The organism is Pseudomonas sp. NUPR-001 (genome assembly GCF_052147955.1).
In the GTDB taxonomy this organism is placed as follows: Bacteria; Pseudomonadota; Gammaproteobacteria; order Pseudomonadales; family Pseudomonadaceae; genus Aquipseudomonas.
In genome coordinates this window covers 259,748-273,536 of the sequence record NZ_CP197353.1, presented here as the reverse complement: position 1 = coordinate 273,536, position 13,789 = coordinate 259,748, and the positions used below count along the sequence as shown (strand labels likewise).

Sequence of the window (13,789 nt, the reverse complement as noted above, 5' to 3'; positions counted from 1 at the left end):
CGCCAGTTTCACAGCCTGGGGAGCTGGCGCCCTGCTATCACCGCAAGCCCGGCGTGCTGGGTATAATGCGCCCCTTTCAGCCAGCGCCGCATTGCTTCGAGCGCCCTATGGCGCCCGCCCGCGGCCTTTGTATTCACACATTGTCAGGTGGTTTTATGGACAGCATCAACAGCCGCATCGCCGAGGAACTCGGCGTCCGCCCGCAACAGGTCGAAGCGGCCGTGGCCCTGCTTGATGAAGGCTCGACGGTGCCTTTTATCGCCCGGTACCGTAAAGAAGTGACCGGCAGCCTGGATGACACCCAACTGCGTCATCTGGAAGAGCGCCTGCGCTACCTGCGTGAGCTGGACGACCGCCGCGCCAGCATCCTGGCCAGCATCGAAGAGCAAGGCAAGCTCACCCCGGAACTGGCCCGCGAGATCAAACTGGCTGACACCAAGACGCGCCTCGAAGACCTTTACCTGCCGTACAAACAGAAGCGTCGCACCAAGGGCCAGATCGCCCTGGAAGCGGGCCTTGGCGAGCTCGCAGACGGTCTGCTCAACGACCCGCAACTGAGCCCAGAAGCCGAAGCCGCGCGCTTTGTTGATGCGGAAAAAGGCGTGGCCGACGTCAAGGCTGCCCTCGAAGGCGCCAAGTACATCCTCATGGAGCGCTTTGCCGAAGACGCCAGCCTGCTCGACAAGCTGCGCAACTTCCTCAAGCAGGAAGCCGTGCTTAGCGCCCGTCTGGTGGCTGGCAAGGAAGAGGAAGGCGCCAAGTTCCGCGACTACTTCGAACACGATGAACTGCTCAAGAGCGTTCCGTCGCACCGTGCCCTGGCGATTTTCCGTGGCCGAAACGAGGGCGTGCTCGCCGCTTCGCTGAAGGTCGGCGAAGAGCTGCCAGGCACCCTGCACCCGTGCGAACTGATGATTGCCGAGCGCTTTGGCCTGCAGAACCACAACCGCCCAGCTGACAAGTGGCTGGCTGAAGTGGTGCGCTGGACCTGGAAGGTCAAACTCTACAGCCACCTGGAAACCGACCTGTTCGGTGAGCTGCGCGACAACGCCGAAAGCGAAGCCATCAACGTCTTCGCCCACAACCTGCACGACCTGCTGCTGGCCGCTCCGGCCGGCCCGCGCGCCACCCTGGGCCTCGACCCGGGCTTGCGTACCGGCTGCAAGGTGGCGGTGGTCGATGCCACCGGCAAGTTGCTCGACACTGCCACGGTTTACCCGCACGTCCCGAAAAACCAGTGGGACCAGACCATCGCCGTACTTGCCGCGCTGTGCGCCAAGCACTCGGTCGAGCTGATCGCCATCGGCAACGGCACCGCCAGCCGCGAAACCGACAAGCTGGCCGCCGAGCTGATCAAAAAATACCCAGCACTGAAAATGACCAAGATCATGGTCTCCGAAGCCGGTGCTTCGGTGTACTCGGCGTCGGAACTGGCTGCCCGTGAGTTCCCGGACCTGGACGTGTCGATCCGTGGCGCGGTATCGATTGCCCGCCGCCTGCAGGACCCGCTGGCGGAACTGGTGAAGATCGATCCGAAATCCATCGGAGTCGGCCAGTACCAGCATGACGTTTCCCAACTCAAGCTGGCCCGCGGCCTGGACGCTGTGGTCGAAGACTGCGTGAACGCCGTCGGCGTTGACGTCAACACCGCCTCGGTCGCCCTGCTGTCGCGCATCTCTGGCCTCAACAGCACCCTGGCACAAAACATCGTCAGCCACCGCGACGCCAATGGCGCGTTCAAAACCCGTGCTGCGTTGAAGAAAGTCAGCCGACTCGGCGAAAAAACCTTCGAGCAAGCGGCAGGCTTCCTACGCGTAATGAATGGCGACAACCCGCTGGACGCCTCGGCGGTGCACCCTGAGGCCTACCCGCTGGTGCAGCGTATTGCGGCCGACACCGACCGCGATATCCGCTCGCTGATTGGCGACAGCGGCTTCCTCAAGCGCCTTGACCCGAAGAAGTTCACCGACGAAACCTTCGGTTTGCCGACCGTCACCGACATCCTCCAGGAACTGGACAAACCCGGCCGCGACCCACGTCCCGAGTTCAAGACCGCTGAATTCCAGGAAGGCGTCGAAGACCTCAAAGACCTGCAACTGGGGATGATCCTCGAAGGCGTAGTCACCAACGTGACCAACTTCGGTGCCTTCGTCGACATCGGCGTCCATCAGGACGGCCTGGTGCACATCTCGGCGCTGTCGGAGAAGTTCATCAAAGATCCGCGCGAAGCGGTCAAGGCTGGCGACGTGGTCAAGGTCAAGGTCATGGAAGTCGACATCCCGCGTAAACGCGTCGGCCTGTCGATGCGCATGAGCGACACCCCGGGCGAGAAGATCGATGGCGCCCGTGGCAGCCGCCCGGGTTCAGCGCCACGTCAGCCAAGCGCCGCGCCGCGTGCAAAGGAAACCCCGGCACCGACCAACAATGCCATGGCAGCGCTGTTCGCCAACGCCAAACAGCTGAAGAAGAAGTGATGGAGGCCCCAGAAGACGTCGTGCTCAGCGCCTTCAGCCACCTGCTTGGCTGCAGCCTGCAACGCCTGGAAGCAGGCGTTGCAGAAATGACAATGGCCCTGGAACCGCATTTGCGCAACCGCGGCGGCAAGCTGCACGGCGGGGCCATCTTCAGCCTGGTCGATACCGCCATGGGCCTGGCCTGTTCCAGCGCCCATGGCTTCGACCAGCAGAGCGTGACCCTGGAGTGCAAGATCAACTACCTGCGCGCCGTCAGCGAAGGCGAAGTGCAGTGCATCGCCCGCGTGCTGCATGCCGGGCGGCGCACGCTGGTGGTCGACGCCGATGTGCTTCAGGGCGACAAGCTGGTGGCAAAAGCCCAGGGAACCTTCGTCATCCTCTAGCCGTCAGCAGCTAAATTGCGATATTTTCGGCAGAGCGCAGGCACTGCCGAAAGCCGGCCAATACCAGGCGACAACGCCAGTTCCTCTGTCCACCCTTGTAGACCGTCAATTCCACCCCCATATTGGGGCGACTGACGCGTGAAGGAATCCATCTTGAGCGAACTTCTCAACCGCCGCCTGAGCCTGCTCGGCGAAGGCGACAACCTCTCCCTGCTCAAGCAGTGCCTGCACGGCATCGAGCGCGAATGCTTGCGTGTGACCGAGGAAGGTCGCCTGGCACAGACCCCGCATCCCGAAGCGCTCGGTGCGGCGTTGACCCATGAGCAGATCACCACGGACTATTCGGAGTCGCTGCTGGAGTTCATTACCCCAGCCCTGGCCGACCCTGCGCAGACCCTCGAAAGCCTGGAGAGCATCCACCGCTTCGCCTACAGCAAACTGGGCAGCGAATACCTGTGGAGCCCTTCCATGCCCTGCCCGCTACCGGCCGAGGAAGACATTCCGATTGCCTGGTACGGCAGCTCCAACATCGGTCAGCTCAAGTACGTTTATCGCAAGGGCCTGGCCCTGCGTTACGGCCGCACCATGCAGTGCATTGCCGGGATTCACTACAATTTCTCGCTGCCAGAAAAACTCTGGCCGCTGCTGCGTGCCGCTGAAGGCAGCAGCCTCGACGATCGCGCCTATCAGTCGGCGGCCTACATCGCCCTGATCCGCAACTTCCGCCGTTACAGCTGGTTGCTGATGTACCTGTTCGGTGCCTCGCCAGCGCTCGACGCCGGTTTCCTGCGTGGTCGCCCACACCAGCTCGAACAGTTCGACGCCGACACCCTGTACCTGCCGTACGCCACCAGCCTGCGCATGAGCGACCTGGGTTACCAGAGCAATGCCCAGGCAGGCCTGACCCCGTGCTACAACGATCTGAGCAGCTACACCGACAGCCTGCGCAAGGCCGTCGCCACCCCGTATGCGCCCTATGTCGAGATCGGCACGCACAAGGATGGCGAGTGGGTTCAGCTGAACACCAACATCCTGCAGATCGAAAACGAGTACTACTCCAACATTCGTCCAAAGCGCGTGACCTACAGCGGCGAACGTCCGATCCAGGCGCTGATGGCGCGTGGCATCCAGTACGTCGAGGTGCGTTGCCTGGACATCAACCCGTTCCTGCCCACCGGCATCGACCTCAACGAAGCACGCTTCCTCGACGCTTTCCTGTTGTTCTGCGCCCTGGAAGACAGCCCGCTGCTGGGTTACCTGGAGTGTGGCAACTGCACCGGCAACTTCCTCAGTGTGGTCAAGGAAGGCCGTCGTCCGGATCTGATGCTGCAACGCCACGGCAAGCCGGTTGCGCTCAAGGAATGGGCGAACGAACTGCTTGAACGCATTGCCCCCCTGGCCGAGCTGCTCGACCGCAGCCAGTCCGGTGACGAGCATGCCAAGGCGCTGGAACTGCAGAAGGCCAAGGTCAGCGATCCGTCGCTGACGCCATCGGCGCAGGTACTGGCGAGCATGAAAGAGCACAAGGAAAGCTTCAGCCGCTTTGCCTTGCGCCAAAGCCAGGCGCATGCCGAATTCTTCCGCGCCCAGGCCCTGCCAGCGCAGGAGCAGCAGAGCTTTGAAGCAGCGGCCCGTGAGTCGCTGGAGGCCCAGGCCACGCTTGAGCGCGAAGAGGACAAGGTTGATTTCGACCTGTTCGTCAGCGCCTACCAGGCGAGCATTCTGGCGATCAGCAACTGACATGAGCCGCACTGTCACCCCACGCAAACCCCGCGCCGCCAGCCAGGCGCGGATCGACTCGATCCTTGAGGCGGCCCGCACCCTGTTGGCCAGTGAGGGTGTGGCCAGCCTGTCGATCTACAGCGTTGCCGAGCGCGCGCAGATTCCACCGTCGTCGGTGTATCACTTTTTCGCCAGTGTGCCGGCGTTGCTCGAAGCGTTGACGGCCGATGTGCATGGCGCGTTTCGGGCGTGCCTGGCGGCGCCGATCGAAGCCTCGACACTCAACACCTGGCACGACCTGTCGCGGCTGGTTGAGCAGCGCATGCTGAGCATCTACAACGAAGATGCCGCTGCGCGTCAGCTGATTCTGGCCCAGCATGGTCTGAGCGAAGTGACCCAGGCTGACCGTCAGCACGACATTGAGCTGGGCGCGCTGATGCATAAGCTGTTTGCCCAGCATTTCCAGTTGCCGGTGCTACCGGATGATGTGGATGTATTCGCGCTGGCGATGGAACTGGGTGACCGGGTGTATGCCCGTTCGGTGCAGTTGCACGGCCAGATTACCCCGCGCATGGCTGAAGAAGGCATGCGGGTGTTCGATGCCTACCTGGGGTTGTACCTGCCGCCGTTCCTGCCAAAGTGGGAGCGGGCTTGCCCCGCGATGTGATGTAACTGATACACCCCTATCGCGGGGCAAGCCCGCTCCTACCAGATTTACAGCTTGGCGATGGACACTTCGGTGGACTTCACAAAGGCAATCACTTCACTGCCAATGGTCAGTTCCAATTCACGCACCGAGCGGGTGGTGATCACCGAGGTGACGATACCCGAGGCCGTCTGCACGTCGATTTCCGACAGCACCGGCCCTTCGAGGATTTCCTTCACGGTGCCTTTGAACTGGTTACGTACGTTGATCGCTTTGATAGTCATCGCTTTGCTTCCTTCACATTAATGAGCCCAACGCAGTTGCGTTGGCAAAGGTGCTACGGGTTCCGGCTCGGGCGGTGCGCCCGGAACCGAGAGAACGCGGTTGAGAACTTCGGTTTCCAGCGCCGCCAGGCGATGGGAGCCGCGGACACGCGGGCGGGGTAAGTCGATGGTCAGGTCCAACCCCACCTCGCCGTCTTCAATGAGAATCACCCGGTCAGCCACCGCTACCGCTTCGCTGACATCATGGGTAACCAGCAATACGGTGAAGCCATGCTGACGCCACAGCCGTTCGATCAGTTGCTGCATCTCGATGCGCGTCAGGGCGTCGAGCGCGCCCAGTGGTTCGTCGAGCAACAACAGGCGCGGCTGGTGAATCAGCGCACGGGCCAGCGCCACACGCTGCTTCTGGCCGCCAGACAAGGCTGCCGGCCACTCATTGGCGCGCTCGGCCAGGCCGACTGCCTCCAGGGCTTGCAAGGCCTGCGGGCGCCAGTTGCCTGACAGCCCCAGGCCGACGTTGTCGATAACCTTTTTCCACGGCAGCAAACGCGCTTCCTGAAACATCAGACGAGTGTCTTCGCGCGCTTCGCTCAACGGCGCCGAGCCTGCCAGCAGCTCACCGCCCGTTGGTTGATCGAGCCCGGCAAGCAGGCGCAGCAGGGTGCTTTTGCCGCACCCGCTTCGGCCGACAATGGCCACGAATTGCCCGGCAGGAATATGCAGGTCGATGTCACGCAGCACGGTGCGCTGGCCAAAGGTTTTCTGCAGGTTGTTGGCCGCCAGCGGAATACCGCGCAGCAAGTGCTGAGGTGCTTCTTTGAGGAGGGTCATGCGCCTTCTCCCCGGGTCGGTTGATACGCCGGGTGCCAGCGCAGCCAGACCCGCTCCAGCCCACGTGCCGCCAGATCAGCCAATTTGCCGAGCACGGCGTACAGCACAATCGCCAGGACCACGACGTCGGTCTGCAGGAACTCGCGGGCATTCATGGCCAGGTAGCCGATGCCGGCGTTGGCCGAAATGGTTTCGGCAACGATCAGGGTCAGCCACATAAAGCCCAGGGCAAAACGCACACCGACCAGAATCGAAGGCAAGGCCCCCGGCAGAATCACCTGGCGAAACAGCTCAAAGCCGGACAAGCCATAGCTGCGCGCCATTTCCACCAACGCCGGATCGACGTTGCGGATACCGTGGTAGGTATTGAGGTAAATCGGGAACAGGGTGCCCAGCGCCACCAGGAAAATCTTCGCCGACTCATCAATACCGAACCACAGAATCACCAGCGGAATCAGCGCCAGGTGCGGCACGTTGCGGATCATCTGCACCGAGCTGTCGAGCAGGCGTTCGCCCCAGCGCGACAGGCCGGTGATAAAGCCCAGCGCCAGGCCGATCGAACCACCGATCACGAAGCCCAGCGCCGCGCGCCAGCCACTGATCGCCAAGTGGGTCCAGATTTCACCGCTGCGTACCAATTCGACGCCTGCGCTGAAGACTGCGCTGGGGGCCGGCAGGATGCGCGTTGACAGCCAGCCCGCGCTGACTGCCAGTTGCCAGACCGCCAATAGCAGCAACGGCAGCGCCCAAGGTGCCAGGCGCTGCGGCCAGGGAGTGGATGCTCGACTCATGGCCGTACCCTCAGCGCTGCGCTGCGGATTTGGGCAGGATGTCGTTGGCGACCATTTCCCCGAATGGGCTCACGTAGCCAGCACTTTTCGGCAGTTCAGGACGCTGCACATCCAAGTGTGGGAACAGCAGCTCGGCGACCCGGTAAGATTCTTCCAGGTGTGGATAACCCGAGAAAATGAAGGTATCGATACCCAGTGCCGCATACTCCTTGACCCGCTCCGCCACGGTCGGCCCGTCGCCCACCAGCGCGGTACCGGCACCACCACGCACCAGGCCAACTCCGGCCCAGAGGTTGGGGCTGACTTCCAGGTTGTCGCGGTTGCCGCCGTGTAGTGCGGCCATGCGTTGCTGGCCCACCGAATCAAAACGCGCCAGCGAGGCTTGGGCGCGGGCAATGGTGTCGTCGTCCAGGTGCGAGATCAGACGCTCGGCAGCCTGCCAGGCTTCAGCGTTGGTCTCACGCACAATCACATGCAAGCGAATACCGAAGCGCACCGTGCGGCCTTGCTTGGCGGCCTTGGCGCGTACTTGCTCGATCTTCTCGGCCACCGCCGCCGGTGGCTCGCCCCAGGTCAGGTACAGCTCGACCTGCTCGGCGGCGAGGTCTTGTGCCGCTTCCGAAGAGCCGCCGAAATACAGTGGCGGACGCGGCTGCTGGATCGGCGGATACAGAAGTTTCGCGCCTTTGACCTGAATATGCTGGCCGTCGTAGTCAACGGTTTCACCTTCCAGCACCCGTCGCCAGATGCGGGTGAACTCCACCGAGGCCTGATAACGCTCTTCGTGGCTGAGGAACAAGCCGTCGCCGGACAGCTCTTCCGGATCACCGCCGGTGACCAGGTTGAACAACGCCCGGCCGCCAGACAGCCGATCGAGGGTGGCGGCCTGCCGTGCCGCCACGGTCGGCGAGATGATGCCGGGGCGCAGGGCAACCAGGAATTTCAGGCGCTGGGTTACCGGAATCAGCGACGCGGCAACCAGCCAGGAGTCCTCGCAGGAACGACCGGTCGGGATCAGCACACCGCCAAAACCCAAGCGATCGGCCGCCTGGGCGACTTGCTGCAGGTAGCCGTGATCGACCGCACGCGCACCTTCAGCGGTGCCCAGGTAGTGGCCGTCGCCATGGGTAGGAAGAAACCAGAAAACGTTGAGGCTCATTGGAGTTGTCTCCTAAAGGGAACGCAAGCCGGGCACAGCGCCCGGCGCAGGCAAATCGTCAAGGCGCGGTGGCAACCTTGGCCGGGGGAGTCCAGATCACATCCTTGATGCTCAACGGCTTGGGAATCAGCTTGAGCGTGTGGAAGGTGTCGGCGATTTTCTGCTGGGCACTGACCACATCCGGGGTCAGGAAGTGAGCGCCGTAACCCTGGCGTTTCACCGAAGTCAGGGTGATGTCAGCTGGCAAGCCCAGCAGCGGCGCAACCTGATCGGTCACCTCTTGCGGGTTGGCCTTCGACCATTCGCCGACCGCACGCACTTCGTCCACCAGCACGCTGATCACCTCAGGGTGTTTTTGCGCGTAAGGCTTGGTTGCCAGGTAGAACTGGTGGTTGTCGACGATGCCCTTGCCGTCACGCAGGGTACGGGCCTGCAATTGCTGTTCAGCAGCGGCCTGATAGGGGTCCCAGATCACCCAGGCATCGACACTGCCACGCTCGAAAGCGGCGCGGGCATCGGCAGGCGGCAGGAACACCGGCTGGATGTCGGAGTATTTGAGGCCGGCATCTTCCAGCGCACGGACCAGCAGGTAGTGCACGTTGGAGCCTTTGTTCAGCGCGACTTTCTTGCCCTTGAGGTCTTTCACCGACTGGATCGACGAGCCCTTGGGCACCAGGATCGCTTCACTGTGTGGCGCGGGCGGCTCGTAAGCGACATACAGCAGGTCGGCACCGGCGGCCTGGGCAAATACGGGCGGGGTTTCACCGGTGACACCAAAATCGATGGAGCCGACGTTCAAGCCTTCCAGCAGCTGCGGGCCGCCGGGAAACTCCGTCCATTGCACCTGGATGCCTTGGGCGGCCAAGCGCTTCTCCAGCGAGCCTTTGGCCTTGAGCAGCACCAGGGTGCCGTACTTTTGATAACCGATACGCAGGCTTTCTGCCTGAGCTTGAGTAATAGCGCCGAAGGACACAGCCGCAGCAAACAGAGCGACCAGACCACGACGCAAAATGACAGTGCGCATAGCGCTCTCCTTTTGCGGTTGGGTTCAGGCTGCACCTGCTTGCCCGTTGGCGGGCGAGTAAGGTGGGAGTTGCAGTAAAACGGTTGAGGAAACTCAGATGCTCCAGCGAGCACTGAGCAGGCGTTCGTTCAGTACACCGGGCGCGACCGGTTTCGGTCGGCGTGCCAGGGCGCTGTGAAACAGTTCGAGCGATTCGTGCAAGCGTTGCTCCAGCACCGGTGCCAATTGCGCGGCAGCGCTGCCTTGGCCGTAGGCGATCTGGCTGTCGTCGGCGAAGATCCCTTGCAGGGTTTCCTGGGCCTTGAGCGCAGACAGCACCGGTTTGAGGGCGTAGTCCACCGCCAGCATATGGGCGATGCTGCCACCGGTAGCGATGGGCAATACCACCTTGTGGTTCAGGGCGCGCTCAGGCAGCAGGTCGAGCAGGGTTTTCAGCGCACCGGCAAACGATGCCTTGTACACCGGTGTGGCGACGATCAGGCCGTCAGCCTGCTCTACCAATTGCAGGAAATGCTGCACCTTGGGGCTATCGAATCGCGCATGCAGCAGGTCTTCGGCAGGGAAGTCGCGCACATGGAACGTCACCACTTCAACGCCCTGACCTTGCAGCCACTGGCGACTGCGTTCAAGCAATACACCGGAGCGTGAGCGCAGGCTGGGACTACCACCGACAGAAACAACCAACATTGGCGCGTATCCTTGATCGTGTTCTAAAAGGCCGCGAGGTTGAGTTCTCGCTGGAATGCAGTGACCTTAACAGCCTGCCGCATATATCAATAAATCATATTTTTTCATTTGTTTATTCGTTTTCGAGCTATTGAAAAAATCGCGGGGCAAGCCCGCTCCTACAGGTTCTGTGGGAGCGGGCTTGCCCCGCGATCAGCTCATCAACGATTAGGCTGTGGGGTCAAACGCAGGTACGGTTTGACCGCCCGGTAGCCTTTTGGAAAGCGTTGTTTGATCTCGTCTTCATCCTTGAGCGACGGCACGATCACCACCTCGTCACCGTCCTGCCAGTTGGCCGGCGTGGCCACCTTGTGGTTGTCGGTCAGTTGCAGCGAGTCGATCACCCGCAGAATCTCGTGGAAGTTGCGCCCGGTACTGGCCGGGTAAGTGATGGTCAGGCGGATCTTCTTGTTCGGGTCGATCACGAACAACGAGCGCACCGTCAGGGTGTCGCTGGCATTGGGATGAATCAGGTCGTACAGGTCGGACACCTTGCGATCGGCATCGGCCAGGATCGGGAAGTTGACGATGGTGTTCTGGGTTTCGTTGATGTCTTCGATCCAGCGGTGGTGCGAATCCACCGGGTCTACCGACAGGGCAATGGCTTTGACCCCGCGCTCGGCGAACTGCTCCTTGAGCTTGGCGGTAAAGCCAAGCTCGGTGGTGCACACCGGGGTGAAGTCGGCCGGGTGCGAGAACAGCACGCCCCAGCTGTTACCCAGCCATTCATGGAAACGGATCTTGCCGGCGCTGGATTCCTGTTCGAAGTCGGGGGCGATATCGCCGAGTCTGAGGCTCATGGTGCGGCTCCTTGGCTGAGTACGTGATGGGGTTACTGTGCCTGCACCGTGATAAAAACAAAAAGAATAAATATTGATTTATTTATAACTTTTAACGCTATTGGCGAGCAGGTAAAAAAAAGCCTCGCACTAGGCGAGGCTTCTCGTTTCAACCGGACTTACATGAAGCTGTAAGTGTAGTTGAAGATCAGGCGGGTCTGGTCCTGGTCGCGAGCAGACTCACTGCCTTCGCCACGGTAAACACCGTGACGCAGGCTGGCGCCCAGACCTTTAAGGGCGCCTTCCTGAATGACGTAGTCGACACGAGCGTCACGCTCCCACTCGTCATAAGTGCCGTTGCCAGACTTGTAACGAACGTCATCACCACGCAGGTAGTTGACCGAAGCCTTCAGGCCCGGCACGCCCAGTCGTGCGAAGTCATACGCATACTGACCGAACGTGGTGTTCTCGCCAGCACGAACGAAGGAGTTGATCATGCTATCGGTGAACAGGTAGAAGCTCGAACCGCCGTTGCCTTCGTTGCGGTTGGTGCCATCTCGCAAGACATCACCTTGGCCCAGGTAGACGAAACCACCGTCATCACCGACCTGCTGGTGACCGAGCAAGAACGAGTGACCACCCAGGGTGTAAGTGAACATGGCGCTCCAGGTCTTGTTGTCGACCTCGCCTTTGTTCTTGGCATAACCGCCGTTGTTGTTGAAGAAGTGAGTGGCATCACCGTTCGCGCCGTCGCTGCTGCTGTCGAAGTAGCGCAGGTCGGTTTTGAAGGACTGGTCTTCAGCAATCGGGAAAACGTGGGTCAGGCCCAGGAAGTGCTGCTTGTAGTAGTCTTCCAGGTTTGCGTAGTAGTACTGCAGGGTCAGGTCTTTGGTGACCTTCCAGTCGCCACCAGCGAACTGGAACTTGTTGCTGTCCTGAGTACCACCGGCAACGGCCAGACCGGTACGGTTGCTCGACGCACGACCCATGGCGTGGGTCAGCTGACCGGCGTTCAGAGTCAGGTTGTCGATTTCCTTCGACTGAATGGTGCCACCTTCAAAGGTTTGTGGCAGCAGACGACCGTCGTTGGCAACCAGGATTGGCAGGTTAGGTGCCAAGGCGCTGCCGAAGCGGGCTTCAGTTTTGGAGAAACGCGCTTTGGCGTTACCGCCGATACGTGCCCACTGATCAACAGCCGAGCCGTCGGAATCGCTTGGGAAGAAAGTACTGCTGTTCGGGTGATGGCCTTTGCCACCATCCAGATGAATACCCCACAGCGCCTGAACGTCAACACCGAAGCCTACGGTGCCTTGAGTGTAGCCGGACAGGTAATCCAGCTTGAACCCTTGGCCAGACTCACGGCTGCTGGAGCCTCCGGTTTCACGGTCGTCGTTATCGAAATACATGGTCCGCGAACTGAGCGACAGCTTGCTGTCTTCAACGAAACCGGCAGCGTTTGCTTGCTGGGCAAGCACCCCTACGGCCACGGCGAATGCCAGGGTCGACTTGTACATGTTTTGCTCCTCTGATTTCTAATTTTTGTGTGTCGCTTACGGCAGGATCTATCGTCCCGCTCGACGTCGATTGGCGATTAGCACCAAAGCGTGACCGTCAAGTCAATCGTAACTATTCATTTCACTACTTTGGTCTAATGCGCCAGCCATTGCGGTCAAGGATAATGACAATCCTATAAATCCAAAAAGACTTATTTCGTAAATTTTCAGATTATTACGGAATATGAACCGATATTTTCTCCGCTGTCGTTATCGGCACATAAGCTAATTCCTAAAGGCTATTAGCGCTCTCCCTGTTAGATCAAACCATTCGCAGTCCTGTTCGGCGCCACGCCAGTCGCCTTAAAGCGATTGGCTCCTAAGCTAATGCTAAAAAGTTATTTATTTTTAGATTTTTAGATCATTTAGTCTCCATCTCATCGTCTCTCACCGACCCGCCTGAGAAGGAGTTCACCATGACCCTGCACGCTCCGTTGCGCCTGTTCGCCGCCCTGACCCTGGCTGGCGCCAGTTGGTTCGCTCAGGCGGCCGACCTGACCGTCGCCTACCAAACCACCGTTGACCCGGCGAAAGTCGCCCAGGTGAACGGCGACTATGAAAAAGCCAGCAAGGCCAGCATCGACTGGCGCAAATTCGACAGCGGCGCCGATGTGATCACCGCCGTGGCCTCGGGCGACGTGCAGATCGGCTACCTCGGCTCCAGCCCACTGGCGGCCGCGGCTACCCGCAAGCTGCCGGTGGAAACCTTTCTGATCGCCACCCAGATCGGCGCGGCCGAAGCGCTGGTGGCCCGTGAGGGTGCAGGGATCAACTCGCCGCAAGACCTGATCGGCAAGAAGATCGCCGTGCCTTTCGTATCGACCGGGCACTACAGCCTGCTGGCGGCACTCAAGCAGTGGAACATCGACCCGGCCAAGGTGCAGATCCTCAACCTGGCGCCACCAGCGATCATCGCCGCCTGGAAGCGCGGTGACATTGATGCCACTTACGTATGGGACCCAGCCCTGGGTGTGGCCAAAGAGAATGGCAAGGTGCTGATTACCTCGGGTGAGCTGGCCGAGAAAGGCGCACCCACCTTCGACGCCTGGATTGTGCGCAAGGACTTCGCTGCCAAGCATCCGGACATCGTCAAAGCCTTCGCCAAAGTCACCCTCGATGCCTACGCCGACTACCGCAAAGATCCACAAGCCTGGCTGGCCAATCAGAGCAACGTCGACAAGCTGGTCAAGCTTTCCGGCGCCAAGGCCACTGACATTCCAGCCTTGCTGCAAGGCAACGTTTACCCGTTGGCTGCCGATCAGGTCGTAGCGCTTGGTACACCGACCACTCAGGCGATTACCAACACCGCAACCTTCCTCAAGGAGCAGGGCAAGGTCGAGGCCGTGCTGCCGGATTACGCACCGTTTGTGAGTGCGCGCTTCGTGCAGTGATCTGTATCGCGGGGCAAGCCCACTGT

The 13,789-nt window shown here is 60.8% G+C and carries 13 protein-coding genes; 5 read left to right on the top strand and 8 right to left on the bottom strand.

Going from position 1 to position 13,789, the window contains the following annotated elements:
- The first annotated feature begins 155 nt into the window (after nucleotides 1-155).
- The 4 genes from ACP6KB_RS01195 (at nucleotide 156) to ACP6KB_RS01180 (ending at nucleotide 5,246) form a co-directional block, all read left to right on the top strand.
- Nucleotides 156-2,474 (top strand): Tex family protein, encoded by a 2,319-nt coding sequence (locus ACP6KB_RS01195; RefSeq protein ID WP_442111483.1) that lies wholly within the window; start codon nucleotides 156-158, stop codon nucleotides 2,472-2,474.
- On the top strand, nucleotides 2,474-2,857 hold the full coding sequence (locus ACP6KB_RS01190) for a PaaI family thioesterase (RefSeq protein ID WP_442111481.1): 384 nt from the start codon (nucleotides 2,474-2,476) through the stop codon (nucleotides 2,855-2,857). The genes ACP6KB_RS01195 and ACP6KB_RS01190 overlap by 1 nt, the downstream gene beginning before the upstream one ends.
- A gap of 153 nt (nucleotides 2,858-3,010) precedes the next feature.
- Nucleotides 3,011-4,597 (top strand): glutamate--cysteine ligase, encoded by a 1,587-nt coding sequence (gene gshA / locus ACP6KB_RS01185; protein WP_442111479.1) that lies wholly within the window; start codon nucleotides 3,011-3,013, stop codon nucleotides 4,595-4,597.
- A 1-nt stretch (nucleotide 4,598) separates the two neighbouring features.
- The gene (locus tag ACP6KB_RS01180) at nucleotides 4,599-5,246 is read left to right on the top strand and encodes a TetR/AcrR family transcriptional regulator (RefSeq protein ID WP_442111477.1); all 648 of its coding nucleotides are present in this window, start codon (nucleotides 4,599-4,601) and stop codon (nucleotides 5,244-5,246) included.
- A 47-nt stretch (nucleotides 5,247-5,293) separates the two neighbouring features.
- On the opposite strand, the gene ACP6KB_RS01175 is transcribed toward ACP6KB_RS01180, so the two are convergent.
- From ACP6KB_RS01175 to ACP6KB_RS01140, 8 genes are all read right to left on the bottom strand, one after another.
- On the bottom strand, nucleotides 5,294-5,509 hold the full coding sequence (locus ACP6KB_RS01175; protein ID WP_010221227.1) for a TOBE domain-containing protein: 216 nt from the start codon (nucleotides 5,507-5,509) through the stop codon (nucleotides 5,294-5,296).
- An 18-nt stretch (nucleotides 5,510-5,527) separates the two neighbouring features.
- Entirely contained in the window at nucleotides 5,528-6,340 is an 813-nt protein-coding gene (gene ssuB, locus ACP6KB_RS01170) for an aliphatic sulfonates ABC transporter ATP-binding protein (protein WP_442111474.1), read from the bottom strand.
- Nucleotides 6,337-7,131, bottom strand: coding sequence for an aliphatic sulfonate ABC transporter permease SsuC (gene ssuC, locus ACP6KB_RS01165; protein WP_133216432.1), 795 nt, complete (start codon nucleotides 7,129-7,131; stop codon nucleotides 6,337-6,339). The genes ssuB and ssuC overlap by 4 nt, the downstream gene beginning before the upstream one ends.
- A 10-nt stretch (nucleotides 7,132-7,141) precedes the next feature.
- Complete coding sequence (ssuD, locus tag ACP6KB_RS01160) at nucleotides 7,142-8,290, bottom strand: FMNH2-dependent alkanesulfonate monooxygenase (RefSeq protein WP_442111472.1); 1,149 nt, start codon at nucleotides 8,288-8,290, stop codon at nucleotides 7,142-7,144.
- Nucleotides 8,291-8,348: 58 nt separating this feature from the next.
- Entirely contained in the window at nucleotides 8,349-9,314 is a 966-nt protein-coding gene (locus tag ACP6KB_RS01155; protein WP_442111470.1) for a sulfonate ABC transporter substrate-binding protein, read from the bottom strand.
- Nucleotides 9,315-9,407: 93 nt separating this feature from the next.
- Entirely contained in the window at nucleotides 9,408-10,001 is a 594-nt protein-coding gene (ssuE, locus tag ACP6KB_RS01150; protein WP_442111468.1) for an NADPH-dependent FMN reductase, read from the bottom strand.
- A gap of 200 nt (nucleotides 10,002-10,201) precedes the next feature.
- Nucleotides 10,202-10,840 carry a peroxiredoxin gene (locus ACP6KB_RS01145; RefSeq protein ID WP_442111466.1) on the bottom strand — a complete coding sequence of 213 codons (639 nt, stop codon included), beginning with the start codon at nucleotides 10,838-10,840 and terminating at the stop codon, nucleotides 10,202-10,204.
- A gap of 158 nt (nucleotides 10,841-10,998) precedes the next feature.
- Nucleotides 10,999-12,333 carry an OprD family porin gene (locus tag ACP6KB_RS01140; protein WP_442111464.1) on the bottom strand — a complete coding sequence of 445 codons (1,335 nt, stop codon included), beginning with the start codon at nucleotides 12,331-12,333 and terminating at the stop codon, nucleotides 10,999-11,001.
- A gap of 455 nt (nucleotides 12,334-12,788) precedes the next feature.
- On the opposite strand from ACP6KB_RS01140, the gene tauA reads away from it, so the two are divergent.
- Nucleotides 12,789-13,763, top strand: a complete 975-nt coding sequence (gene tauA / locus ACP6KB_RS01135) for a taurine ABC transporter substrate-binding protein (RefSeq protein WP_442111462.1) — start codon at nucleotides 12,789-12,791, stop codon at nucleotides 13,761-13,763.
- The last annotated feature ends 26 nt before the right edge of the window (nucleotides 13,764-13,789 follow it).

What these genes read in the sequence shown, in the direction of transcription:
- ACP6KB_RS01195 (WP_442111483.1), top strand. Translation starts at nt 156, where the DNA reads ATGGACAGCATCAACAGCCGCATCGCCGAGGAACTCGGCGTCCGCCCG.
- ACP6KB_RS01190 (WP_442111481.1), top strand. Translation starts at nt 2,474, where the DNA reads ATGGAGGCCCCAGAAGACGTCGTGCTCAGCGCCTTCAGCCACCTGCTT.
- ACP6KB_RS01180 (WP_442111477.1), top strand. Translation starts at nt 4,599, where the DNA reads ATGAGCCGCACTGTCACCCCACGCAAACCCCGCGCCGCCAGCCAGGCG.
- ACP6KB_RS01175 (WP_010221227.1), bottom strand. Translation starts at nt 5,509, where the DNA reads ATGACTATCAAAGCGATCAACGTACGTAACCAGTTCAAAGGCACCGTG.
- ssuB (WP_442111474.1), bottom strand. Translation starts at nt 6,340, where the DNA reads ATGACCCTCCTCAAAGAAGCACCTCAGCACTTGCTGCGCGGTATTCCG.
- ssuC (WP_133216432.1), bottom strand. Translation starts at nt 7,131, where the DNA reads ATGAGTCGAGCATCCACTCCCTGGCCGCAGCGCCTGGCACCTTGGGCG.
- ssuD (WP_442111472.1), bottom strand. Translation starts at nt 8,290, where the DNA reads ATGAGCCTCAACGTTTTCTGGTTTCTTCCTACCCATGGCGACGGCCAC.
- ACP6KB_RS01155 (WP_442111470.1), bottom strand. Translation starts at nt 9,314, where the DNA reads ATGCGCACTGTCATTTTGCGTCGTGGTCTGGTCGCTCTGTTTGCTGCG.
- ssuE (WP_442111468.1), bottom strand. Translation starts at nt 10,001, where the DNA reads ATGTTGGTTGTTTCTGTCGGTGGTAGTCCCAGCCTGCGCTCACGCTCC.
- ACP6KB_RS01145 (WP_442111466.1), bottom strand. Translation starts at nt 10,840, where the DNA reads ATGAGCCTCAGACTCGGCGATATCGCCCCCGACTTCGAACAGGAATCC.
- ACP6KB_RS01140 (WP_442111464.1), bottom strand. Translation starts at nt 12,333, where the DNA reads ATGTACAAGTCGACCCTGGCATTCGCCGTGGCCGTAGGGGTGCTTGCC.
- tauA (WP_442111462.1), top strand. Translation starts at nt 12,789, where the DNA reads ATGACCCTGCACGCTCCGTTGCGCCTGTTCGCCGCCCTGACCCTGGCT.